Origin of the sequence: Pseudonocardia zijingensis (assembly GCF_042657305.1) — a bacterium.
GTDB lineage: Bacteria > Actinomycetota > Actinomycetes > Mycobacteriales > Pseudonocardiaceae > Pseudonocardia > Pseudonocardia zijingensis.
The window spans coordinates 338,685-361,068 of sequence record NZ_JBHSKO010000004.1 but is presented as its reverse complement, the minus strand read 5'-3'; the positions used below and the strand labels follow the sequence as shown (position 1 = coordinate 361,068).

General features: G+C 74.2%; 21 protein-coding genes. 14 read left to right on the top strand and 7 right to left on the bottom strand.

Going from position 1 to position 22,384, the window contains the following annotated elements; genetic code table 11:
• Positions 1 to 5: 5 nt before the first annotated feature.
• Entirely contained in the window at positions 6 to 716 is a 711-nt protein-coding gene (locus ACFPL3_RS11625; protein WP_343939772.1) for a YwaF family protein, read from the bottom strand.
• 151 nt (positions 717 to 867) lie between these two features.
• Between ACFPL3_RS11625 and ACFPL3_RS11620 the strand changes: the two genes are divergently transcribed.
• Complete coding sequence (locus tag ACFPL3_RS11620; RefSeq protein ID WP_379588894.1) at positions 868 to 2,130, top strand: YeeE/YedE family protein; 1,263 nt, start codon at positions 868 to 870, stop codon at positions 2,128 to 2,130.
• Between the two features lie 16 nt (positions 2,131 to 2,146).
• Here the strand turns inward: ACFPL3_RS11620 and ACFPL3_RS11615 are convergent, their stop codons facing one another.
• A complete protein-coding gene (locus ACFPL3_RS11615) occupies positions 2,147 to 3,775 on the bottom strand; it encodes an MDR family MFS transporter (RefSeq protein ID WP_343939770.1) in 1,629 nt (542 codons plus the stop codon).
• 142 nt (positions 3,776 to 3,917) lie between these two features.
• On the opposite strand from ACFPL3_RS11615, the gene ACFPL3_RS11610 reads away from it, so the two are divergent.
• Positions 3,918 to 4,877, top strand: coding sequence for a transposase (locus ACFPL3_RS11610; RefSeq protein WP_379588892.1), 960 nt, complete (start codon positions 3,918 to 3,920; stop codon positions 4,875 to 4,877).
• Between the two features lie 39 nt (positions 4,878 to 4,916).
• Here ACFPL3_RS11610 and ACFPL3_RS11605 read toward each other — a convergent pair whose 3' ends face one another.
• Positions 4,917 to 5,960 carry a methyltransferase gene (locus ACFPL3_RS11605; protein ID WP_343939768.1) on the bottom strand — a complete coding sequence of 348 codons (1,044 nt, stop codon included), beginning with the start codon at positions 5,958 to 5,960 and terminating at the stop codon, positions 4,917 to 4,919.
• Positions 5,961 to 5,976: 16 nt separating this feature from the next.
• The gene (locus tag ACFPL3_RS11600; protein ID WP_343939766.1) at positions 5,977 to 6,591 is read right to left on the bottom strand and encodes a carboxymuconolactone decarboxylase family protein; all 615 of its coding nucleotides are present in this window, start codon (positions 6,589 to 6,591) and stop codon (positions 5,977 to 5,979) included.
• A gap of 203 nt (positions 6,592 to 6,794) precedes the next feature.
• On the opposite strand from ACFPL3_RS11600, the gene ACFPL3_RS11595 reads away from it, so the two are divergent.
• Entirely contained in the window at positions 6,795 to 8,537 is a 1,743-nt protein-coding gene (locus tag ACFPL3_RS11595) for an ATP-binding protein (RefSeq protein WP_343939764.1), read from the top strand.
• 21 nt (positions 8,538 to 8,558) lie between these two features.
• Here ACFPL3_RS11595 and ACFPL3_RS11590 read toward each other — a convergent pair whose 3' ends face one another.
• Positions 8,559 to 8,936, bottom strand: a complete 378-nt coding sequence (locus ACFPL3_RS11590) for a VOC family protein (protein ID WP_343939762.1) — start codon at positions 8,934 to 8,936, stop codon at positions 8,559 to 8,561.
• 117 nt (positions 8,937 to 9,053) lie between these two features.
• On the opposite strand from ACFPL3_RS11590, the gene ACFPL3_RS11585 reads away from it, so the two are divergent.
• From ACFPL3_RS11585 to ACFPL3_RS11560, 6 genes are all read left to right on the top strand, one after another.
• Positions 9,054 to 10,265, top strand: coding sequence for a PP2C family protein-serine/threonine phosphatase (locus tag ACFPL3_RS11585; protein WP_343939761.1), 1,212 nt, complete (start codon positions 9,054 to 9,056; stop codon positions 10,263 to 10,265).
• A gap of 123 nt (positions 10,266 to 10,388) precedes the next feature.
• Positions 10,389 to 10,859: a hypothetical protein gene (locus ACFPL3_RS11580; RefSeq protein WP_343939759.1), complete on the top strand. Its 471-nt coding sequence runs from the start codon at positions 10,389 to 10,391 to the stop codon at positions 10,857 to 10,859.
• On the top strand, positions 10,860 to 12,266 hold the full coding sequence (locus ACFPL3_RS11575; protein WP_343939757.1) for a multicopper oxidase family protein: 1,407 nt from the start codon (positions 10,860 to 10,862) through the stop codon (positions 12,264 to 12,266). It begins immediately after the preceding gene.
• A 91-nt stretch (positions 12,267 to 12,357) separates the two neighbouring features.
• A complete protein-coding gene (locus ACFPL3_RS11570) occupies positions 12,358 to 13,515 on the top strand; it encodes a metallophosphoesterase family protein (protein ID WP_343939755.1) in 1,158 nt (385 codons plus the stop codon).
• Positions 13,515 to 16,886 (top strand): AAA family ATPase, encoded by a 3,372-nt coding sequence (locus ACFPL3_RS11565; protein WP_379588888.1) that lies wholly within the window; start codon positions 13,515 to 13,517, stop codon positions 16,884 to 16,886. The genes ACFPL3_RS11570 and ACFPL3_RS11565 overlap by 1 nt, the downstream gene beginning before the upstream one ends.
• Entirely contained in the window at positions 16,883 to 17,836 is a 954-nt protein-coding gene (locus ACFPL3_RS11560; RefSeq protein WP_343947137.1) for a hypothetical protein, read from the top strand. The genes ACFPL3_RS11565 and ACFPL3_RS11560 overlap by 4 nt, the downstream gene beginning before the upstream one ends.
• A 4-nt stretch (positions 17,837 to 17,840) precedes the next feature.
• Here ACFPL3_RS11560 and ACFPL3_RS11555 read toward each other — a convergent pair whose 3' ends face one another.
• Positions 17,841 to 18,032 carry a MerR family DNA-binding transcriptional regulator gene (locus ACFPL3_RS11555; RefSeq protein WP_343947138.1) on the bottom strand — a complete coding sequence of 64 codons (192 nt, stop codon included), beginning with the start codon at positions 18,030 to 18,032 and terminating at the stop codon, positions 17,841 to 17,843.
• Positions 18,033 to 18,141: 109 nt separating this feature from the next.
• On the opposite strand from ACFPL3_RS11555, the gene ACFPL3_RS11550 reads away from it, so the two are divergent.
• Together ACFPL3_RS11550 and ACFPL3_RS11545 are read left to right on the top strand one after the other, a co-directional pair.
• Positions 18,142 to 18,396 carry a hypothetical protein gene (locus tag ACFPL3_RS11550; protein ID WP_343947139.1) on the top strand — a complete coding sequence of 85 codons (255 nt, stop codon included), beginning with the start codon at positions 18,142 to 18,144 and terminating at the stop codon, positions 18,394 to 18,396.
• Between the two features lie 81 nt (positions 18,397 to 18,477).
• Entirely contained in the window at positions 18,478 to 18,996 is a 519-nt protein-coding gene (locus ACFPL3_RS11545; protein WP_343947140.1) for a bifunctional nuclease family protein, read from the top strand.
• Between the two features lie 8 nt (positions 18,997 to 19,004).
• On the opposite strand, the gene ACFPL3_RS11540 is transcribed toward ACFPL3_RS11545, so the two are convergent.
• Complete coding sequence (locus ACFPL3_RS11540) at positions 19,005 to 19,850, bottom strand: hypothetical protein (protein ID WP_343947142.1); 846 nt, start codon at positions 19,848 to 19,850, stop codon at positions 19,005 to 19,007.
• 107 nt (positions 19,851 to 19,957) lie between these two features.
• Between ACFPL3_RS11540 and ACFPL3_RS11535 the strand changes: the two genes are divergently transcribed.
• The 3 genes from ACFPL3_RS11535 to ACFPL3_RS11525 all read left to right on the top strand — a co-directional run bounded on the left by ACFPL3_RS11535 (position 19,958) and on the right by ACFPL3_RS11525 (position 22,378).
• Complete coding sequence (locus ACFPL3_RS11535; protein WP_343947144.1) at positions 19,958 to 20,794, top strand: NAD-dependent epimerase/dehydratase family protein; 837 nt, start codon at positions 19,958 to 19,960, stop codon at positions 20,792 to 20,794.
• Between the two features lie 65 nt (positions 20,795 to 20,859).
• Positions 20,860 to 21,267, top strand: coding sequence for a hypothetical protein (locus ACFPL3_RS11530; protein WP_343947145.1), 408 nt, complete (start codon positions 20,860 to 20,862; stop codon positions 21,265 to 21,267).
• Positions 21,268 to 21,424: 157 nt separating this feature from the next.
• Complete coding sequence (locus tag ACFPL3_RS11525) at positions 21,425 to 22,378, top strand: TauD/TfdA dioxygenase family protein (protein ID WP_343947146.1); 954 nt, start codon at positions 21,425 to 21,427, stop codon at positions 22,376 to 22,378.
• The last annotated feature ends 6 nt before the right edge of the window (positions 22,379 to 22,384 follow it).

The following is a 22,384-nucleotide window of genomic DNA, read 5'->3' as shown; positions in this document are numbered from 1 at the left end:
CGGGATCAGGCGACAACCGTCCGCGACCGGGTCCACGGCCACGTCAGCAGGGCCCAGGCGGCCAGCCCGACGACGAGCTCGACGCCGAGGTACCAGGGCCATTCCCCCATCAGGTCCAAGAGCGACGGGTTGTCCGGCCGCCTGCTGACGAACAGGTAGTTCGTGCCGGCCACGGCGTTGAACGCCAGCATCGCGAGCCCCCAGGTCACCGTCACCACGGCGGCGAACGCGAAGTCCCGCCACGTCGGGCGCAGGCCGACCCACCAGGTGAGGAAGACCGCCGCCCACAGCACCAGGAGGTGCTGGCCCCAGAAGCTGATGAAGTCGATGCTCGGCGCCTCCGGGCCGTCGAGGGCGGGCGTGAGCAGCGCCTGGGGCACCAGCGTGAGGCCCCAGTAGTAGGTGAGGGCGTAGGCCCACCGCTGCTGGGTCCACAACGCCCAGGCGGCCGCCATCCACGAGAGGTCCGAGATCTGGAACGGGAGCGAGTGCTCGACGTCGAACCGGGCCGGCGTGAGGTCGTAGACCAGGATCGGCAGGTGGAAGGCCACCAGGACGGCGGCGAACACCCGGCCCGCCGTCCGGACGGTGCTCGTGCCCCGGTAGTGGCCGCCGAACCGGGCGAGCGCCAGCACGCCCGCGGCCAGCACGCCGAGCACGAGCCAGTGGGAGGCGCCGTACGCGGCGAAGGAGCGCTCGACGGAGAGCGGGCTCACCGTCTCAGGGTAGGCCCACCGGCGGATGAGAAGTTAGCCTGGCGAAGTGACCCTCACCCGTCGGCGCCACGTCGACCACTGCACGCAGCGCGCGGCCGCCTGTCGTCCCTGACGACCGCCGCCCGCCCACCTGCGTCCCCGAGGTTCCGTCGTGACGACCACCGCACCCGCCCGTTCCCTCTTCGCACCCGCCCCCACGTGCGCCGCGCCGCCCGTGCCCGACCCGGCCGCTCCACCGCAGTGGCGCGCGCTCGCCTCGATCGGCGTGCTCGGCGCCGCCCTCGTCACCTACGTCGGGCTCGCCCACGGCGCCCGCCAGGCCGTGCTGCTCGCGCTGGGCGTCGGGCTCGGCGTGGCCCTGTTCCACTCCCGCTTCGGCTTCACCTCCGCGTGGCGGCAGCTCGTGGCCGTCGGCAACGGCGCGGGCCTGCGCGCACACGCCCTGCTGCTCGGCACGACGGCCACCTTGTTCGCGCTGGTGATCGGCACGGGCACGGGCCTGTTCGGCTCGCAACCGGCACCGTCGGCCGGGCCGCTCGGCGTGGGGCTGCTGCTCGGCGCGTTCCTGTTCGGGCTCGGGATGCAGCTGGGTGGGGCCTGCGCCTCCGGCACCCTGTTCGCGGTGGGCTCGGGCCAGAGCACGATCGTGCTCACGCTCTTCGGGTTCATCGCGGGCTCGGTGCTCTACACGTGGGCGTTCCCGCTGGTGTCCGACCTCCCGGCGCTGCCGCCGATCGTCCTGTCCGAGCACATCGGCTGGTTCGGCTCGTGGGCGGTGACGATCCTCGCGCTGCTGGCCGTCGTCGCGATCAGCCGGGTGGTGCAGGCCCGCCGCAACCCGCCGCCCACCGGCGTGCCACCCACGGCGCGTGGTGCGGCCCGGGTGCTGCGCGGGTCGTGGCCGCTGTGGGTCGGCGCGGTGGCGCTGGCCGTGCTCGGCGCCGGCGTTCTCGTCGTGTCGGGTGGCGCATGGGGCGTCACGAGCGCGTTCGCGCTGTGGGGCGCCAAGGCGCTGCAGGCGGTGGGCCTGCACCCGGAGACGTGGGCCTACTGGCAGCAGCCGTCGCAGGCCAAGGCCCTCGCCGGCCCCGTGCTCGCCGACAAGACGTCGCTCACGAACATCGGGATCATGATCGGGGCGGCCCTCGCCGCCACCGCGGGCGGGGCCTGGGTGATGCACCGCTCCATCCCGTGGCGCACGGCGCTGGCCGCGGTGCTCGGCGGGATCATCCTGGGGATCGGCGCACGGCTGGCGAGCGGCTGCAACATCGGCGCCTACCTGGCCGGCATCGCGTCGGGCAGCCTGTCCGGCTGGATCTGGGGCCTCGCGGCCCTCGCGGGCACCTGGGTGGGCCTGCGGGCCCGGGCGCTGTTCGGCCTGGCCAACCCGAAGCCGTCCGACTCGGTCTGCTGAGGTCCCGACCCGTGGTTCAGTGGGCCATCGGCTTCTCCGCGCCCGCGGCGGGCTTGCCGGAGCGCAGGAACAGGGCGAGGACCACGCCGATCAGCGTGAGCGAGCCCGCGATGAAGAACCCGCTGCTGTAGGCGGCGGCCTGCACCTGGCCGGACACCTCCTGGAAGAGCGGGAGCATGCCCTCGGTGCCCTGCTGCTGCATCTGCGTGAGCTCGGTGTTGGCGCCGGGCTCCATCAGGCTGGACCGGTCGGCCATGAACTGCGCGCTGTTCTCCTGGACCAGCGCGGTCATCATGGCCAGCCCCAGCGCCGAGCTCACGCGCTGCATGAGCGTGTTGACCGCGCTGCCGCTGTCGGTGATCGCGGGCGGGAGGACCGACAGCCCGCCCGTCATGATCGGCATCATGCCCAGGGCCATCCCGGTGGCCATGACGACCATGCCGAGGATCAGCTCCCCGCGCGTGATGTCGACGTTGATCCGGGACAGCAACAGGATGCCCGAGCCGACCAGCGCCAACCCGATCGCCGCGGGCCAGCGGGCGCCGACCTTGTCGTAGAGCACGCCGGCGAACGGCATGAGCAGCGCCATCGCGAGGGCCTGCGGCAGCAGGGTGATGCCGGTGTTCAGGGGTGTCCAGCCCTGGGCGTCCTGCAGGAACGACGGGACGTAGAACAGCACCGCGAACAGACCGATCGACATCGTGCTGATCAGCAGGAGCGAGTTGACGAACGGCCAGTGCCTGAAGACGCGGATGTCGAGGACCGGGTGCTCGACGTGCAGCTCGACCACGATGAACAGCGCCATGAACACGGCCGCGCCGAGGAACAGCATCACGGTGCGGTAGTCGCCCCAGCCCCAGTTGTCGCCCTCCTCCAGTGCGAGGAGCAGGGAGAACAGGCTGGCGGCGATGAAGCCGAAGCCGATGAAGTCGAAGGGCCGGCCCGGCTCGGCCGGGAATTTGGTGAGCCAGATGGCGGCGGCGATCGCGCCGAGGATGCCGACCGGCACGTTGATCAGGAAGATCACCTGCCAGCTCGTGTGCTCCACGAGGTAGCCGCCGAGGGTGGGGCCGATGCCGGGCGCGACGACGATGCCGAGCCCGTACATGCCCATGGCGGCGCCCAGCTTCTCCTTGGGCACGATCCGGAACAGGATCGTCATGCAGGTGACGGGGAGGACCCCACCGGGGATCGCCTGCAGGATCCGGAACCCGATCAGCGCGGTGAGGCCGGTGGACAGCGCGCAGAGCAGGGACGCGATCGTGAACAGCACGATCAGCGCCACGTAGAGGCGCTTGAGCCCGAACCGCGCGCCCAGCCACGCGCTGGCCGGCACCATGACACCCTCGGTGAGGCTGTAGGCCGTGCTGATCCACTGGACGCTCTCGATGCTGGCGCCCAGGTCGCGGCGGATCGACGGGATCGCGACGTTGACGATGCTCAGGTCGAGGACGGACATGAACATGCCCGTGATCAGCACGGCGAGCGGCACGCCCCACCCGGTGGCCGGGGGAGCCGCAGGTGACTCGGGTGCCGGCGGGGGCGGCGGAGCGCTGCGCGGCGGGGCCGGCCGGGCGTCGCCCGGGCCCCGATCGTCCACGGCGGTGTCCGGGCGCGCGAGCTCGCCGTCCAGCGACTTGGTCATGAACGTGCCCCTCGAGACCAATGGAGGTGGTGCCGCGCGACGCTGCGCCGACGGAAGCGGGGATCCTTCCCCGGATAAACTGCGGACAGCGTACCGCCGGAAGCGGGGGGCCGTCCACGTTTTGTCGATACAATAACCGGCCATGGGCGTGGCTCCCGACGTGAGGCCGTCGCTGCGCAGCGATGCGCGGCGCAACCGGCAGCGGCTGCTCGACGCGGCCAAGCTCGTCATGCGCGAGCAGGGGCTGGACGCCTCGCTGGGGGAGATCGCCCGCCGCGCCGGTGTGGGCAACGCCACCCTCTACCGCCACTTCCCCACCCGGGAGGCGCTCTGGGAGGCGGTCTTCGCCGACTACGGCACCGAGCTGCAGCAGCTCGGGGACGAGGTGCTGCAGATCCCGGACGCGTGGGAGGCGTTGGTGCGCTTCTTCACCGAGATCTGCTCCACATTCGCCGCTGACCAGGCGTTCGCCGACCTCGTGGCCCGCGGGAAGCCGCGCTCTCCCGCGCTCGACGAGATCGGCGAACAGGGCCTGCGGCTGGTCGGCACCCTCCTCGAGCGCGCCCAGCGCCAGGGCGTGGTGCGCGCCGACGTCGAGATGGCCGACGTCGTGCTCCTGATGTTCTCGTTCCAGCAGGTGGTGCCTGCCGCCGCGCAGATCGCCCCCGACGGCTGGCGGCGCCACCTCGCGCTCGTCCTCGACGGCCTGCGGCCGCACCCGGGCTCCGCGCTCCCGCCCGCCACCGTGACGTTCGACGCGCTCGTCGAGTTCGGGGGGTGCGCCCCCGCCGGGCCCGGGCCGACGCTCCACACCACAGCGAGCTGTCTCTCAAATACGCGGGGTCACCCCGCGGAGGCGATCAGCGACGAGCTCTGGCAGCTCATCGAGCCGGAGCTCCCGTCGAGCGAGGGGCGCCGGGGCCGCCCGTGGCGCGACCACCGGCAGACCCTCGAGGCCATCCTCTGGCGGTACCGCACCGGGTGTTCGTGGCGCGACCTGCCCGCCGAGTTCGGCCCGTGGCAGACCGTGTGGAAGCGGCACCGGCTCTGGGCGGCGGACGGCCTCTACCAGCGGATCGTGGAGCGGCTGGCCCGCAGTTGACGCCGGCCCGGCGCTGATCGTCCAGCGGTCCGCGTCAGGTCATCGGGCCGGCTTGCGGGCGAGCAGCACGCCCCGGTCGCCGGCCGTCGGCCGGTGCTCGACGTCGACGAACCCGGCGCGCCCGGCCATCTCGGCCAGCTCGCGCACCGACCAGCACTTCCCGGGGGTCGAGTGCATCAGCAGCACCGAGTACTCCGCCACGGGCAGGGGTCCGCGCTTGCCGGCGTCGACGTGGGTGTCGTGGTCGAGCAGGAGGCCGCCGGGAGGTAGCGCCGCGAACGACGAGTCGAGGAGTTGCTGCACGCGCGGGGCGTCCCAGTCGTGCAGGACGTGGGAGTACAGGTGCGCGTCGAACCCGGTGGGGAACGGGTCGGAGAACATGTCGCCGGTGATCACCTCGACGTGGTCGGCGAGGCCACGATCCCGCACGAGCGTCCGCGCCGCCATGTCCACCGGCGCCCGTTCGAACACCGCAGCCCGCGCCTGCGGCCGCCCGGCCAGCACGGCGCCCGCGTAGATCCCCGAGCTGCCTGCGACGTCGAGCAGCGCGGTGATCGGCACGTCGGCGATCGCCCTGGCGAGCGCCGGAGCGAGGAACGCGCCGCGGGCGTCCATGGCGGCCGTGATCCGGCCGGCGAAGGACGGGTCGGCGAGCCGCCCGGACCAGTCCGGGTCGTGCTCGCCGCCCGGGCGGGCGCTCGCCCACGCCGCCGGGGTGCCGGTGCGCAGCACGCCGGCCAGCTCGCGCACCGCGGGCCGTTCGGCCAGGGAGCCGTAGTAGGCGCGCAGGTCGTGGGGCGTGCCTGCGACGAGGTGGCGGCCCAGCGGGGCGAGCGCCACCCGGTCGCCGGCGTCGAGGTCGCGGTCGACGAGCCCGAGGGCCGCGCAGTAGGTCAGCAGGACGTCGGCCGGACGCTCCGCCATGCCGAGCGCGGCGCACAGCTCGGCGGCGGGCACCGGGCCGTGGGCCGCCAGCCACGTGAACAGGTCGAACTCCGCGACGGCCGCGATGAGCAGGTCGGCGGCGTAGGCGCCGTCGCGCACGCGGTAGAGGACGGTCGGATCGCAGGTGTCGTCGGCCATCCGCCGATTCTGGAGGTCAGCTCGCGGCGCGCAGCTCCGCGTAGCGCCGCTTGAGGCCGGTGTCCTTGTTGACCGGGTTCTGCGCCTCGTCCGGCTCCACGCCCGCCTCGACGGCGATCCGGTTCATCCGGCCGAGCATGCGCACCAGGTGGGCGATCCGCGCCTCGTCGGCGTCGACGGGCCGGGCGGCGCCCGCGGCCAGCGCCAGCGTGCGGTCGACCCAGAGCACCTCGGCGTGCAGCCCCGCCTCCTGCAGCACCTGCCTCAGCCGCCGGGCCAGCTCCCGCGGCGGCAGGCCCTGCCAGCTCGCGAGCGTGCGGGCGTCCACCGGGAACAGGTGCCCGCGGTCGCGCAGGTAGATCAGCTCCAGGGCGAACGCGTGGCCGTAGGCGCAGTAGGTGCAGCCGTTGTGGAGGGAGACGGCCACCGCGGCCAGGTGGGTGCGCACCGGGCCGAACACGTGCATCGTCCACAGCAGGCGCGGCATGTTGACGCCGAACCACAGCACGGAGCGGCCCGGCCCCAGCCGCCGGACGATGTGCGGGATCATCCGCGGGGCGAACCCCCACATCACCCGGCACATCCGTTCCAGCAGCCGGACGACGAGCCGTTCGAGCTCCTCGGACGACATCCAGCGCTCCTCACTCAAGGTGATCGGAACATTACCCGCGGAGATCGGGCTGGGGTAGGTCGTGGTCCATGGTCGTTTTCGCAGGTCGCCCGGCGCGCCGGACGACCTGCCACGTCCGCCGGCGCACCTGTCGCTATCGTCGGCCCGGCCGTCCGAACTTTGGAGGAGCCCTGTCCGACGCATCCGCCTCCGCCGTCGGCCGCGTGGTCGGCACGGAGGACTCCACGCCGCTGCAGTTCAGCGTGGCGCTCGCGCCCGAGCAGTACCTGCAGCTGGACGACGTCGTGGTCACCCGGCGCCCGGTGCCCGGCATCGGCGACGTGGTGACGGCGGGTGTCGTCACCGAGGTGCGGGCCCGCCACGAGGGTGCGACGTTCGGGTCGGACGTGTTCCTGATCGCCGACGGCGTGCTGCCCGCCCAGGTGCAGGAGATCGCCGAGGTGACCACCACGCGGGTCGAGCCGGAGTGCTACGTGCCGCCCACACCCGGCTCCCTCGCCTCCCGCGCCACCGGCGAGGAACGGGCGCAGGCGCTGTACTTCGACAAGATGGACCTCAAGGTGCCGGTCGGGCTCGGCCGCGACGGCGACCCGATCTACGTGAACCTGGAGTTCCTCGACGGCACGCGCGGCGGGCACGTCTCGATCAGCGGCATCTCCGGCGTGGCGACGAAGACCAGCTTCGCGCTCTTCCTGCTCTACTCGATCTTCCGCAGCGGGGTGCTCGGGCGCCGGTCGGTGAACGCGAAGGCCCTGGTTTTCAGCGTCAAGGGCGAGGACCTGCTGTTCCTCGACCACACCAACACCAAGCTGGACGAGGACCTGGTGGCGGCCTACGCCACGGTCGGGCTGCCCGCGGGACCGTTCACGTCCGCCGGGTTCTTCGCCCCGCCCACGCCCGACGACCTGTCCGGCCGGCCGTTCGTGAGCGGCCGCACCAGCGGCGTGAGCGCATTCTGGTGGACCCTCGCCGAGTTCTGCGCCGAGGAGCTGCTGCCCTACGTCTTCGCCGACGCCGAGGACGAGCGCAACCAGTACACGATGGTGATCCACCAGGTGGCCGCGCGCCTCAAGCGGGAGGCCACGCCGGTCGGGGACGGGGCGGTGGTCGTCGCGGGCAAGGTGCTGCGCACCTACGACGACCTGATCGAGTTCGTCTCCGATCGCCTCACCGACGAGGACGAGCGGCGCGACTGGGCCGGCCCGGTCACCGGCACCGGCACGATCAACGCGTTCCTGCGGCGGCTGCGCTCCAGCCTGCGGCCGCTGCGCTCGATCGTGCGCGGCGACCTCACCGACTCGCCGGGGCGCCGGGTGAGCACCGACGCCCACCAGGTCACGGTCGTCGACCTGCACAACCTCCCCGAGCGCGCGCAGCGGTTCGTCGTGGGCGTGGTGCTGGCCGCCGAGACCCGCAAGAAGGAAGCCGCCGGTCCGGGCGGGCTGCTCTTCACCATGATCGACGAGCTGAACAAGTACGCCCCCCGCGAGGGCTCCAGCCCGATCAAGGAGGTGCTGCTCGACATCGCCGAACGCGGCCGGTCGCTGGGCATCATCCTCATCGGGGCCCAGCAGACGGCCAGCGAGGTCGAGCGGCGGATCGTCTCCAACTCGTCGGTCAAGGTCGTCGGGAGGCTCGACCCCGCGGAGGCCGGACGGCCGGAGTACGGCTTCCTCCCGCCCTCGCAGCGCCAGCGGGCCACGCTCGCCAAGCCCGGCACGATGTTCGTCTCGCAGCCGGAGATCCCGGTGCCGCTCGCCGTCGAGTTCCCGTTCCCGGCGTGGGCCACCCGGCTGTCGGAGTCGGCCGGACCGCCGACGACTCCGAACGGGAGCGCGAACGGCACGAACGGCAGCACAGGCGCGGCCAACGGCCACGCGCCGCGCGACCCGTTCGCCCGGCTCCCGGCCGCCCCGCCCGACGAGGACGACGACGCCCCCTTCTGACCGGCCGACCCAGCCCTTGGATCAGGCGTTCTCCCACAGCCCCAGCGTGTTGCCCTCCGGGTCGGTGAAGTAGGCGAACGCACCCATGCCCGGGATCTCGGTGCGCGGGCGCACCACCCGCCCGCCCGCGGCCTCCACCTGGGCGAGCGCCTCGTCGATCGACTCGACGTCGATCGTGAGGACCGGGGCCGGGGTCTCCGCGGTGCGGCGCATGAGCCCGCCGTTGATCGCGCCCGGCGCGGTGGGCATCTGGGTCTGCTCGTCGACGTCGGCCGTGTGGACGATCGTGTAGTCCATCTCGGGCATGTCCTGCAGCTGCCAGCCGAAGACCGAGCCGTAGAACTCCTTCGCCCGGGGGACGTCGTCCGCGGGGATCTCGAAGTGCACGACGCCATGCATCCCGCTCTCCTTCCGTGGGGTGGGTCGCTTCTACTCCTGCTGTGCCACCTTGACCAGCCCCGTGCCCCGGGTGGCGGACTCGCGCTGCATCGGCCGTCGGGGGGATAGGCTCCGCGGATGGTGAAGGGCACTGCGGTTCCGCAAGAGCGGATGCGTCGCATCGAGGCGATCACCGATTCCAGCCTCAGCCACCTCAGCGTCGAAGAGCTGCTGTTGGAACTGCTCGACCGCGTGATCGGACTGCTCGACGTCGACACGGCCGCCGTGCTCCTGCTGGACCCGTCCGGGCAGTACCTCGTCGCGACGGCCGCCCGCGGCATCGAGGAGGAGGTGCGCCAGGGCGTCCGGATCCCGCTCGGCAAGGGCTTCGCGGGCCGGATCGCCGCGGAGAAGGCGCCCGTGACGCTGGAGAGCGTCGACCACACCAACGTCCTCAACCCGATCCTGCGTGAGAAGGGCATCCGCTCGATGCTCGGCGTGCCGCTGCTGTCGGCGGGCGAGGTGATCGGCGTGATGCACGTCGGCAGCCTCAGCACCCGCCGGTTCACGCAGGAGGAGGTCGACCTGCTCGTGCTCGCCGGCGACCGGGTGGCCATCGCCACCCAGAGTCGGCAGACGTACGTCTCGCGCACCGCCGCGGCAGTGCTGCAGCGCAGCCTCCTGCCCGCGGGCCTGCCCACCGTGCCCGGGATGGAGTTCGCCGCCCGCTACGTGCCCGGGGGCGGCGGCGAGGTCGGCGGAGACTGGTACGACGTCTTCGAGGTGCCGTCCGGGAGCATCTTCGTGGTGGTCGGCGACGTGGCGGGGCGCGGAATAGGCGCCGCCGTGTCGATGGGCAGGCTCCGTACGGCGCTGCGCGCGTTCGCCCTGCAGACCGACGACCCCTCCGACCTGCTCGACCGCCTCGACGAGCACGTCCGGCACTTCGAGCCCGGGGTGATGGCCACGGTCCTGTGCGCCGTCGTGTCCCCGCGGCGCGACGAGGTCGTGATGTCCTGCGCCGGCCACCCTCCGCCCGTCACGGTGGCGCCCGACCGGCCGGCCGAGCTGGTCGACCTCCCGCCCGACCTGCCGGTGGGCGTCGGGCCCGCACGCCGCCGGCGCACCACGAAACTCGCGCTGGCGCCCGGGCAGGGCCTGCTGCTCTACACCGACGGCCTCGTCGAGCGCCGGGGTGTGTCGCTCGACGAGGGGTTCGACAGGCTGTGCGACGCCGTGCGGGCGGGGTCGGCCGAGCTCGTGTGCGGCGAGGTGATGTTCCAGCTCCTCGGGCCCGACCGGGCGGCCGACGACGTCGCCATGCTCATGCTCGCCCGGCTGGCCGAGTAGAGCCGTGAGTGGATACGAGTGCTCCAGCACTCGTATCCACTCACGACGGCAGAAGAGCTGCGGTAACGGCGAACCGGCCGCAGGCGAGTTGCCCGCCGACACCCCGCGGCGGGAGGAATCGCCATGAAGTCGGTCTACCGCGTGCTCGCCTACCTCGTCGCGCTCGAGGTCGTCGTCCAGGCCGCCGCGATCGCGTTCGCCGTCGCCGGGCTCGGCGCCTGGATCAGCCAGGGCGGGGTGCTCGACGCCGCCGCGATGGAGAGCGAGTCGACGGAGTTCACCGGCGTGGCCGGCTTCATGGTCCACGGCATCAACGGCCAGATGATCCTCCCGCTGATCGCGCTGCTCCTGCTGCTCAGCTCGTTCTTCGCCGGGATCCCCGGCGGCGTCCTCTGGGCCGGGCTGGTACTGCTGACCGTCGTCGTCCAGGTGCTGCTGGGGATCTTCGGTCACGGCGCTCCCGTGCTCGGGCTGCTGCACGGTGCCGTGGCGCTCGTGCTGTTCTCGCTCGCGGTGGTCGCCGCCCGCCGGTCCGAGACCGCTCTGCGCGCAGCGGACGACGTCGTGGCGCCCGGCACCGCGGGCGTCGCGTAGGTGCCCGCGCGGCGTCTGCTCGCCGCCCTCCTCGCCACCGGCGTCGTGCTCGTGCCGCTCGCCTGGCTCTGGCAGGCGAGCCTGCTGCCCGCCACCTACGCGGTGACGGACATGGGGATCCCCGACGACGGGCGCGGTTCCACCGGGCACGCCGGGCACGGCGTCCACGCGGGCGGGCGCAGCGTGGAGACGCTCACCGGGCCGGTCGGGGAGCCCGCCGACGTCGACGTGGAGCTGGTGGTGCGCGAGGGCCCCGCGGGCTACACGCTCAACGGCACGTCGCCGGGACCGGTGATCCGCGCCGAGCTCGGGCAGCTCGTGCAGGTGCGCCTGGTCAACGAGTCGGTGGCGGACGGCACCACGCTGCACTGGCACGGCGTCGACGTCCCGAACGCCGAGGACGGCGTCGCCGGGGTGACCCAGGACGCGGTGCCGGTCGGGGGCTCCCACACCTACCGGTTCCGGGTGAACCGGGCGGGCACGTTCTGGTACCACTCCCACCAGGTCTCCCACGAGCAGGTGCGGCGGGGTCTGCTCGGCGCTCTCGTCGTGACGCCACCGGGCGGGGTGGGCACGCGGGACGAGCTCGCCCTCGTGCACCTCTACGACGGCACCCGCACCGTGAACGGGCGCGGCGGCGAGACCCACGTGGACGCGGTGGACGGCGAGCGGGTACGCGTCCGCGTGATCAACACCGACAACGCGCCGATGTCGGCGTGGGTGCCCGGCTCGCCGGTGCGGGTGGTGGCCGTGGACGGTACCGACGTGCACGAGCCCGGCGAGCTCCGCGACGTCGCCGTCGAGATCACCGGTGGCGCCCGTGCCGACCTGGAGGTCGTGGCACCCGCGCGCGTCGAGCTGGGCGGGGCGGCCGTGCTGGTGGGCGAGCGGGTCCCGGCCCCGGCGCCGCGCCCGGTCGCCGAGCTGGACCTGCTCACCTACGGCACCCCGGCCCCGCTGGGCGTCGATCCGGCCGCCGCCTCCCGGTCGTTCCGGTACGTGATCGGGCGCAGCCCCGGCTTCCTCGACGGCGTGCCGGGGATGTGGTGGACGATCAACGGCCACACCTACCCGGACGTCCCGATGTTCACGGTCGCCGAGGGCGACGTCGTGCGGATGCGGCTGGAGAACCGCAGCGGCGACGGCCACCCCATGCACCTGCACGGCCACCACGCCGTGGTGCTCTCGCGCGACGGCGTGCCCGCCACCGGCAGCCCGTGGTGGGTCGACACCCTGCAGGTCGGCGACGGCGAGACCTACGAGATCGCGTTCGTGGCCGACAACCCCGGGGTCTGGACCGACCACTGCCACAACCTGCCGCACGCCGTGGAGGGGCTGCTGGCGCACCTGATGTACGAGGGCGTCAGCACGCCGTACCGCGTCGGCGGGCCCAACACGCCGGAGTAGCCGAGCCTCTCGGCGCACGCGAACGTCTGTTCGGCCGACGCACCGGCGCGCGTCCCCGGACCCGTCGGGTGCCACCCTTACGATCCGCTCGATGCGACTGCTGCACACGTCCGACTGGCACGTCGGCAAGACGCTCAAGGGCCGCTCCCGGCTCGAGGAGCAGGAGCAGGTGCTCCGCGAGATCGTGGGCATCGCGCGGGAGCACGAGGTCGACGCGGTGCTCGTGGCCGGCGATCTCTACGACACCGCGGCGCCCTCCGCGCAGGCCCAGCAGCTCGTGGTCCGCACCCTGATGGGGCTCGCCCGCGACGGCGCCGCGGTCATCGCGATCGCGGGCAACCACGACCACCCCGCCGCCATCGACGCCTACCGGCCGCTCGCGGGCGCCGCGGGTATCACGCTGGTCGGCACCGTGCGCACGGCGGCGCGCGGCGGCGTCGTGGAGTTCACCGCGCGGTCCACGGGGGAGCGGGCCACGGTGGCCGTGCTGCCGTTCCTCTCGCAGCGCTACGCGGTGCGCGCCGCCGAGCTGGTGGCCAACACGCCCGCCGAGAACACCAACGAGTACGACCAGCACCTGCGCGACATCCTCGGCGCCCTCACCGCCGGGTTCCGCGACGACGCGGTCAACCTCGTGATGGCCCACCTCACCGTGCTCAACGGCGTGTTCGGCGGTGGCGAGCGCGCCGCGCAGTCGATCTTCGAGTACGCGGTGCCCGCCACGATCTTCCCCGTCGAGTCCCACTACGTGGCCCTCGGGCACCTGCACCGCCGCCAGCGCATCGACGCGCCCTGCCCGGTGCACTACTGCGGGGCGCCGCTCGCCATCGACTTCGGCGAGCAGGACAACACCCCGGTCGTCTGCCTCGTCGAGGCCTCGCCCGGCACGCCCGCGAAGGTCACCGACATCCCGATCACGTCCGGGCGCAGGCTGCGCACCGTCCGCGGCACGGTCGCCGAGCTGGCCGCGCTCGCCGAGCAGGCGGGGGACGACTACCTGCGCGTCTGGGTGCGCGAGCCCGCGCGCGCCGGGCTGCGCGAGGAGGTGGTGGCGCTGCTCCCGGGCGCCCTCGAGGTGCGGATCGACCCGGAGTTCGCCGCTCCCGTGGCCACCGCCCGGCCCGCCACCGGCCCGGAGCGCTCCCCGTCGGAGCTGTTCCGCGAGTACCTCGGCACCCGGGGGGTGGCCGACCCACGGGTCGAGCAGCTGTTCGCCCGCCTGCACGACCGCGTCACGGGAGCGAGCTGATGCGTCCGGTCCTGCTGGAGATGGCCGGGTTCGGCTCGTTCCGCGAACCCACCACCGTCGACTTCACCGGCGCCGACTACTTCGCCTTCGTCGGACCCACCGGCGCGGGCAAGTCCACCGTGATCGACGCCCTCACGTTCGCGCTCTACGGGTCGGTGCCGCGCTGGGACAACAGCCGCACCGTGGCGCTCGCGCTCGCGCCCACCGTCAACCGCGGCACCGTCCGCCTCGTGTTCGACGTCGGCGGCGCCCGCTACGTCGTGGCGCGGGAGCTGCGGCGGGCGGCGAGCGGGAGCGTGTCCGTGCGCGGCGCGCGGCTGGAGCGGCTGCGCGACCCGTCGGGCACGGGGGGTGTCGACGAGGAGAGCGAGCCGCTCGCCGACGGCGCCGGCCCCGTCACCAAGGCCGTGGAGGAGCTGCTCGGGCTGCCCTTCGGCGACTTCTGCACGTGCGTGGTGCTGCCGCAGGGCGAGTTCGCCGAGTTCCTGCACACCGAGCCCCGCAAGCGCCAGGAGAAGCTGGTGCGCATCCTCGGGCTCGGCGTCTACGACGTGATCGCCCGCGAGGCCAACAGCGAGGCGGCGGCCCAGCGCCAGCGCGCCGAGGTGCTGGCCGAGCAGCTGTCCGCCTACGCCGACTCCACCGAGGAGGCCGAGGAGGAGGCAGCAGCCCGGGTGGCCGAGCTCGCGGAGCTGGCCGACCGCGTCGGCGCGGCCGTGCCGGAGCTCGCCGCGGCGTCGGCGGCGCTCGAGTCGGCCGAGGCGGGGGCCGGGCAACTGCGCGCGGAGCAGGCCCGGCTCGCCGCCCTCGCGGTGCCGGACGGCCTCGAGGACCTCGACGCCCGCCGTCGCACCGCCGTCGAGCAGCGGGCGGTCGCCGCCGAGCGGGCCGCCGCGGCCGAGGCCGCCGACACCGCCGCCCGGGAGCGGCTCGCCGCCGCGCCCGCCCGCGGACCCCTCGAACAGGCGCGCCGCGACCACGCCGAACTCGCCACGATCACCGCGGAGCTGCCCGGGGCGCGGGAGCGCCACGAGAAGGCCGCCGCGGCGTACACCACGGCCGCGGGCGACGCCGCCGACGCACGTGCGGGGATGGAGGAGGCCCGCACCGCGCGCGACGCCGCCTCCGCGCTGCTCGCCGAGCGACAGGAGGCGGTGCGCAGGCTGGTGGCCGAGCGCGACGCGCTCGCCGCGCTGGCCGTGCCTGCCGGGCTGGACGCGCTCCAGGAGCGCCGGGCCGCCGCCGACACCGCGCTGGCCGCGGCCACGGCCGCACTGGAACGCTCGGAGAGCGCCGACGCCGCCGCGCGCACCGCACTCGCCGCCGCCCCCGCCCGTGGCCCGCTCGAGCAGGCCGTGCGCGACCGGCGCGAGCTCGACCGGATCGAGGTCGAGCGCGGCACGGCTGCCACGCAGGTCACCCGGGCCGAGGAGGCGGTGCAGGCGGCAGCCGCGGCCGTCGCGGAGGCGCGGCACCGGCTCGACCACGCCCAGGAACGCCACCGGCTGGCCCTGCGCGCCGACCTCGCGGCCACGCTGCGGCCCGCCCTCGACGTGGGCGACGCGTGCCCCGTGTGCGCGCAGACCGTGGCCACCCTGCCGCCGCCCGCCGCGCCGGGCGGCGATCTCGCCGCCGCCGAGGAGGCCGTGGCCGAGGCCGGGCGCATCCACGACGAGGCGCGCCGGGAGGAGGCCACCGCGATCTCCGTGCGGGAACGCGCCCGCGGCGAGCTGGAGCGGCTCGACGCGGCGCGCGACCGGCTCCGCGCGGCGCTCACCGAGGCCCTGCCCGCTCCCAGCCGTGAGTGGATACGAGTGCTCCAGCACTCGTATCCACTCACGGGGGGTGGGGAGGCGGCGGAGCTCGACGCGGCGCTCGCCGAGCTCGACCGCCTGGGCGCCGAGGCCGAGGCCGCCGCCGAGGCCGTGCGCACCGCGCGTCGCCACCGGGACGCCGCCGCGGCAGCGGTCGAGGAGTTGCGCGCCGAGGTCGACGCGGCCGCGGCCGGGCTGCGCGCCGCGCGCGACCCGCTCGTGCCCTTCGGCGCCCCCGCGCCCGCCGGCAGCGACGTGCTCGCGGGTTGGACCGCGTTAGTCGGGTGGGCCCGGGCCGAAGCGGCCACGCGGGAGAGCACCCTGCCCGCCGCCCGGGCGGCCGTCGCCGCGGCCGAGCGTGAGCGCCACACCGCCGAGCAGGCGTGGCGGGCCGCCGAACGCGCCGCCGCCGAACGGCACCGCGACGAGACCGCGGCCGCCCGTGCCGAGCAGGAGGCCCGCAGCGCCGTCGACGCGGCCGAGCGGCGGGCCGCCCAGCTGCACGAGGCACTGCGCGGGGCGCCGTCCGACCAGGACGCCGCCGCGGAGCTGGAACGGCTCGACGCGCTCGAGGCCGCCGTCCGGCAGGCCGACGCGCAGCTGCGCACGGCCCGCACGGAGGCGCGTTCCGCGGAACGCACGGCCGACGAGGTGGCCCGCGAGGTCACCGCCGCGTGGGACGGGCTGCGCGCCGCCCGCGACCCGCTGGTGCCGCTCGGCGCCCCCGCCGTCGGCGGCGACGAGCTGCTCACGGCCTGGCAGGAGCTCACCGGCTGGGCCCACCGGGAGGCCGAGGCCCGCGCCGGGCGCCTCGCGGACGCGGCCACCGCCGCACGGGACGCGCGCGCGGCCCGTGCCGCCGTCGAGCGCCGCATCGCCGACGACCTGGACGCCCATCGGGTGCCCGCCGCCGACCCGCTCGGCGAGACGGCCCCGGCAGCGGTGGCTGCGGCGCTGGAACGGGCGCGGGCGGCCCGGGAGCGGGTGGCCGAGCGGCGGGCCGCCGCGGCGCGGATCCGGGCCGACCGCGACGAGGCCGAGTCGGCCCAGCAGGTCGCCAAGCTCCTCGGCCAGCTGCTGCGCTCCGACGGCTTCCCGCGCTGGCTCGTCGCCTCCGCGCTGGACGCGCTGGTGGCCGATGCCTCGGAGAGCCTCGCGGAGCTGTCGGGCGGGCAGTTCGCGCTCACCCACGAGGGCGGCGAGTTCCTCGTGATCGACCACGCCGACGCCGACGCGCGCCGGCCGGTCAAGACCCTGTCCGGCGGCGAGACGTTCCAGGCGAGCCTTGCGCTCGCCCTGGCGCTGTCGGCGCAGATGGCGGGCCTGGCCGCGGAGGGCGCCGCCCACCTGGAGTCGATCTTCCTGGACGAGGGCTTCGGCACCCTCGACGAGGCCAACCTCGACGTCGTCGCGAGCACCCTGGAGAACCTCGCCACCCGCGGCGACCGCATGGTCGGCGTGGTCACGCACGTGCCGGCGCTCGCCGAGCGCGTGCCGGTGCGCTTCGCCGTCACCCGCGACCAGCGCACCTCGCGCGTCACCCGGGAGGCGCCGTGAAGTTCGCCGTCGACCCGTGGGACCCCTCCTACGGCACCAGCCTGGACGCCGAGCGCGGTGAGTCGGCCGCCCAGGTGGCGCTGGACGTCGAGCTGCCCTCGGCCGAATGGCAGCCGATCGACGCCGATCCCGCCGCCGTCGCGCCGGAGGCCGTGCTGTTCGTCGACGGCGTGCGCCGGGTCGACGCGCAACTGTGGCTGGAGGACGGCACACCCGACGCCGCGCCTGCCCTCTGCGCGTCGTACGCGGCCGGCGTGATCTGCTGCTGCCGCGACGGCGGAGCGCACCTGGTGGCGGCCGACGTCCGGCGGGGCATGTTCACCACCGCCGACGCCGCCGAGGACGTGCGCACCACCGCGGGCACCTACCGGGCCACCCGCACCGCGCCGCACCCTGACGTCGCCCCGGCCCAGCTGCTCAGCCTCGCCCTGCAGCGCGAGCTCGCCGACACCGAACTCGCCGCGGCGGCCGCCGCCCGCGGCGAGCACGGCGTGGCCGACGACCTCCTCGTCGTCGACGGCCCCCTGCGCGGGCGCCAGCACCTGCCCCGGGCCGTCGGCTTCGTGAAGACCCACCGCAGCGACTACCTGCCCCCGCAGCTCGGCGGCGTCGTGTCGGCGCTGCGCACGGGGCAACGCACCCCGGTGTTCCGGCTCGGCAGCTCGTGGGAGCGCCACACCTGGTACCTGCGCCTGCCGTGCCGGCCGGGCGCGCCGTGGGCCGGCATCGTGCGGGTCGAGTGCAGCGCCGACCTCCCACCCGCCGAGGCTGTGGCGCAGGCCGCGCGCAGCCAGGCCACCCTGCCGCGCTTCGCCTCCACCGAGTACAAGGACTCCCGCGCCCCGCAGAACCTCTACCCCATCGCCGGGCTGGAGCGCGAGCTGCGCAGGCGGCTGGGGGAGCCGAAGATGCTCTACCGCGCCCTGCGCCGCGCCGCGGCTGCCGCGTGAGCGGCTACTCGTCCTTCTGACGGAGTTCGCGCAGCTGCGCCTGCACCTCGGACCAGCGGAACCGGTAGCGCCCGCCCGGAGTCGTCACTGCGGGCGTGAGCATGCCGCGGGCGACCCACCGCCCGACGGCGCGCGTGGTCACGCCCAGTCGGCGCGCCACGTCCCCGGAGCTGATCAGCGGCTCCTCGTTGCCCACACCCGCACGCTAGGTCGGGTGGTCGTCGGATCGGGCCCGTATGTCGCATCGGTCGCATCGTTCGCGATAGGCTGGTGTCGCCTCCGAATCGGCGAGCGAGGAGTGGACTGTGCAACCGATCAGCACCGAGACCCACCGGCGGTACGAGCGGATGGCCGAGCAGCTGGCCCTGATGCCGGACGTGATCGCCCGCCTGCTGGTCGCGCACGGGGCGGACGCGAGTGGCCGCTGCCGCGGGTGCACCCGCGGTGGTACCGGCTACCCGGCGGCCAAGCACCCGTGTGCGTTGCACCGGCTCGCGCTGATGGCGCTCGCGGTCCGGAAACAGCGGGCGCTGGATTCGCGGCCTGTCGTGGCTCGCTGAGATGCGGCGGATACCCCCGACTCGGTTGACGGAGCGTGCCCGGCGCGGAACCGTGGGAGCGGGAGCCGGAAGGGGGTCGCCGTGCAGGAGATGCGGGTGGTCGCGCTCGGCAGGGACCCGATGGCGGTGCAGCCGGTGCTGCTGCTGCAGGAGGCGGGCGGGCGTCGCCGCGTGCTGCCGGTGTGGGTGGGCGTGCCGGAGGCCACGGCGATCGAGCTCGCACGCCGCCGCGTGGAGCTGCCCCGGCCGCAGACCCACCAGCTGATCCTCGACGTCGTGCGCGCGTTCAACCGCACGTTGCAGCTCGTGCGCATCACGATGCTGCGCGACAGCGTGTTCCACGCCGAGCTCGTGTTCGACGACGACGTGCGGGTGTCGGCCCGCGTGAGCGACGCGGTGGCGATGGCGCTGCAGGTCGACGCGCGGATCGAGGCCGAGGACGCCGTGCTCGACGAGGCGGCGGTGGCCGAGGTCGGCATGGTGGGGGCGGACGACGAGGACGACGATGCGGGGGACACGTCCTCGGAGCACGAGGAGCTGGAGCAGTTCCGCCGCTTCCTCGACAACGCCTCGCCCGAGGATTTCGGCAACCCCGGCTGATCCGCACGTCAGGTGCCGCCGATGCGCGCCTGCGGTGGGACGTCCCCGGCGTCGAGCGCGAACACCGCGAGCACGTACTCGTCCGGTCCGCAGTCCGGGCGCCTGCCTTCGGTCGGCTCGGCGGCCAGCCGTTCGGGTTCCACGACGAGCGCCACGGCCTCCTCCTCGGGGCAGCCGGGCAGCACGAACGCGAAGAGCCTTCCCTCGTACGGCCGTTCCCACCCGCTGCGGTGCGAGGGGAGCTGGTCGGGGAACTGCGCGAGGAACCGCTGCGCCTGGTCGGGTTGGCTGACCTCGGCCGCGAGCACCTCCGGCGCGGGGGAGCGGGTGCCGAGCGGCACGAACTCGACGAGCCTGCCCGCCCCGGGCGGGCGCGGCGGGTAGCCGCCGAGCGTGACGTCCGGGGGCACGTCCTCCTTCGGGAGCGCGAACACCACGAGGGACCCCTTGGGCTCGGTGCAGTTGTCGTACTCGGTCACGTCCCGGAACCGGAACGTGAAGTCGGAGCCGCCACGGGCCCGGGTCAACTGGGCGTCCTGCGGGACGTCGCACCCCACGCCCGAGAGGAACGCCAGCAGCGTGGTCGCGCCGAAGTCGTGGGTGTCGGCCTGTTCGCGCAGGGTGCCGGCGGCCTCGGGGTCGTAGGTGACGAGCCGCCCGGCGAAGGCGATGACGTCGTGCCGGTCGCCCAGCACCGCGTCCGCGTGCGTCGTCCGCATGTCGAGGAGCTCGAGCACCACGACGCCGGCCGGGACGGCGTCGTAGGGCGGCGCGGGCGTCCGGCTGACCGGATCGGCGCACCCGGCGAGCACGGCGAGCAGTCCCAGCGCGGCGCACCACCGGCGAATCCCCATGTCAGGGGAGACGGGATCGGGTGGGCCCCGCGTTGGGCCAGGGCGGGGGTCTGTGCCGGCCGTCACATCCGCCGTGGTGCGTCCCGCGCGTGGTCGACGATCAGCTCATGCACATCGCTGTCACCGGGAGCACTGGCAAGATCGGGCGCGCCGTCACCGCACGGCTGGAGGCCGACGGGCACGACGTGGTCGGGTTCGACGTCGACGGACCGCGCGGCCCCGCGTTCACCCGGGTCGACCTGAGCGACTACGGGCAGGCGCTCGATGCGCTCCTCGGCGTCACCTTCCGCCACGACGGCGTCGACGCGCTCGTCCACCTCGCCGCGATCCCCGTCAACGGGCTCGTCCCCGACGCCGCCACGTTCCAGCACAACACGGCCGTCACCTTCAACGTCCTCCACGGCGCCCACCGGGCCGGTATCAAGAAGATCGTCTACGCCTCGAGCATCAACGCGATGGGGTTCCCGTTCGACGAGCCGCCGCCGTACCTGCCGGTCGACGAGGGCTACACGGCCGCGAACAACACGTACGGGCTGGGGAAGGTCGTGGAGGAGACGATCGCGGGCCAGCTCGTGCGCTGGGACCCGGAGCTGTCGATCAGCGCGCTGCGCTTCACCAACGTCGTGGCCGAGGACGGGTACGGCTCGTTCGAGCGGGCCGGGGAGCTGGACTACCGCCGCGACCTGATCGGCTCCTACGTCGACGCGCGCGACGCCGCGCTCGCGGTGGCGCTCGCGCTGGAGAAGGGCGCTCCGGGCTTCGAGGTCTACGCGGTCTCGGCCGCGGACACCGGGCTGACCATTCCGTCCGCGGAGCTCGCGGCGGCCTGGTTCCCGGGTGTGCCGCTGCGCAAGGAGCTGGGGGAGTTCGAGACGTTGCTGTCGATCGACAAGGCCGCCGAGCAGCTCGGATACGTGCCCCGGTACTCGTGGCGCGACCGGTGACGCCTTGACCGGTCACCGGGCCGCGGTTATCTTACGAGTGTAAGAAAACCACGGAAGGGGAGTCCGTGACCAGCGACGGCGACACGGTCCTCTCGCTCGGGATGCACCCGAGCGCGATCGACTTCAGCCGCTACCCGGGCATCACCGAGCAGATGCTCGCGGAGCGCATCGAGGCGGGCGAGCAGGCCCTGCGCGACGCCGGGTTCGACATCGTGCCGTGCCGGCTGATGTCGGCCGACCCCGACGACGGCGAGCAGCGCATCCGCGCCTGCCTCGCCGAGCACGACGTGACCGTCGTGGTGATCGGCGCGGGCCTGCGGATGGCGGAGGAGCACACACTGCTCTTCGAGCGGGCCGTGAACCTGCTCGTCGAGCGCGTGCCCGGCATCCGGTTCTGCTTCAACACCTCACCCGACACCACGATCGACGCGCTGCGCCGCTGGGCGCGCCCCCGCAGCGGCGCCGCGACCTGATCCGACCTGGTGGCGAGTTTCGGTCGTCCATGGCTGCGGCAACAGCAATGGACAACCGATAGTCCCGATCATGTCGGCCGCGGACTCCGGGGCATGTCGCCGTCCGCGGCGAACGCTGCCACGATCCCGGTGGAGCAGGCACTGCGAACGGAGGCGCATGACGACGGACCGGGCAGCGACGCAGATCGGGGTGGAGCCGGTCGCCGGGCACATCGGTGCCGAGATCACGGGGGTCGACCTCGCGGAGGAGCTGCACGACGACCAGGTCGCGGCGATCCGGGCGGCGGTGCTGCGCTGGAAGGTGGTGTTCTTCCGCGGGCAGCGGCTGGAGCACGCGGGGCAGGTGGCGTTCGCGCGGCGGTTCGGGCAGCCGGTGGTGCTGCCCCGGCGCGGCAGCGCGTCCCCGGCCGGCTTCCCGGAGATCGAGACCACCGCCGACCGGTTGGAGCTGGGCGGGCGGTACGGGATGGAGCACGACGAGTGGCTGCAGCGGCGCCGCTCCTCCCTGCTGCGCGGCTGGCACTGCGACCACGGCGCCCGGGTCGACCCGCCCGCCGCGAGCATCCTGCGCGCCGAGGCCGTGCCGCCCTACGGCGGCGACACCACCTGGGCCAACCTCGCCGCCGCCTACGCGGGGCTGTCCGAGCCCGTGCGGGAGTTCGTGTCCGGGCTGCGGGCCGAGCACCGGCTCGGCGTCGGCTACCAGCCCCGGCCCGGCGACGACGCCTACGTCCGCCACCTGCTCGACCACCAGGTGGCCTCGGTGCACCCGCTCGTGCGCGTCCACCCCGAGACCGGGGAGCGGGTGCTGTACGTCAACGGCTACTACGTCGAGCAGATCGTCGGCGTCTCCCGCGCGGAGAGCCGGGCCATCCTCGAGATGCTGCTCGAGCAGGCCGTGCGACCCGAGTACACGGTGCGGTTCCGCTGGGAGCCGGGCAGCGTGGCCTTCTGGGACAACCGGGCCACCATCCACCTCGCCCCCAGCGACCACGCCCACCTCGGCGCGCCGCGGATCATGCACCGGGTGATGCTCGCCGGGGACGTGCCCGTCGGCGTCGACGGCAGGCCCTCCGAGGCGATCACCGGGAGCGCACCCGGGCGGTGGTGAACCCGC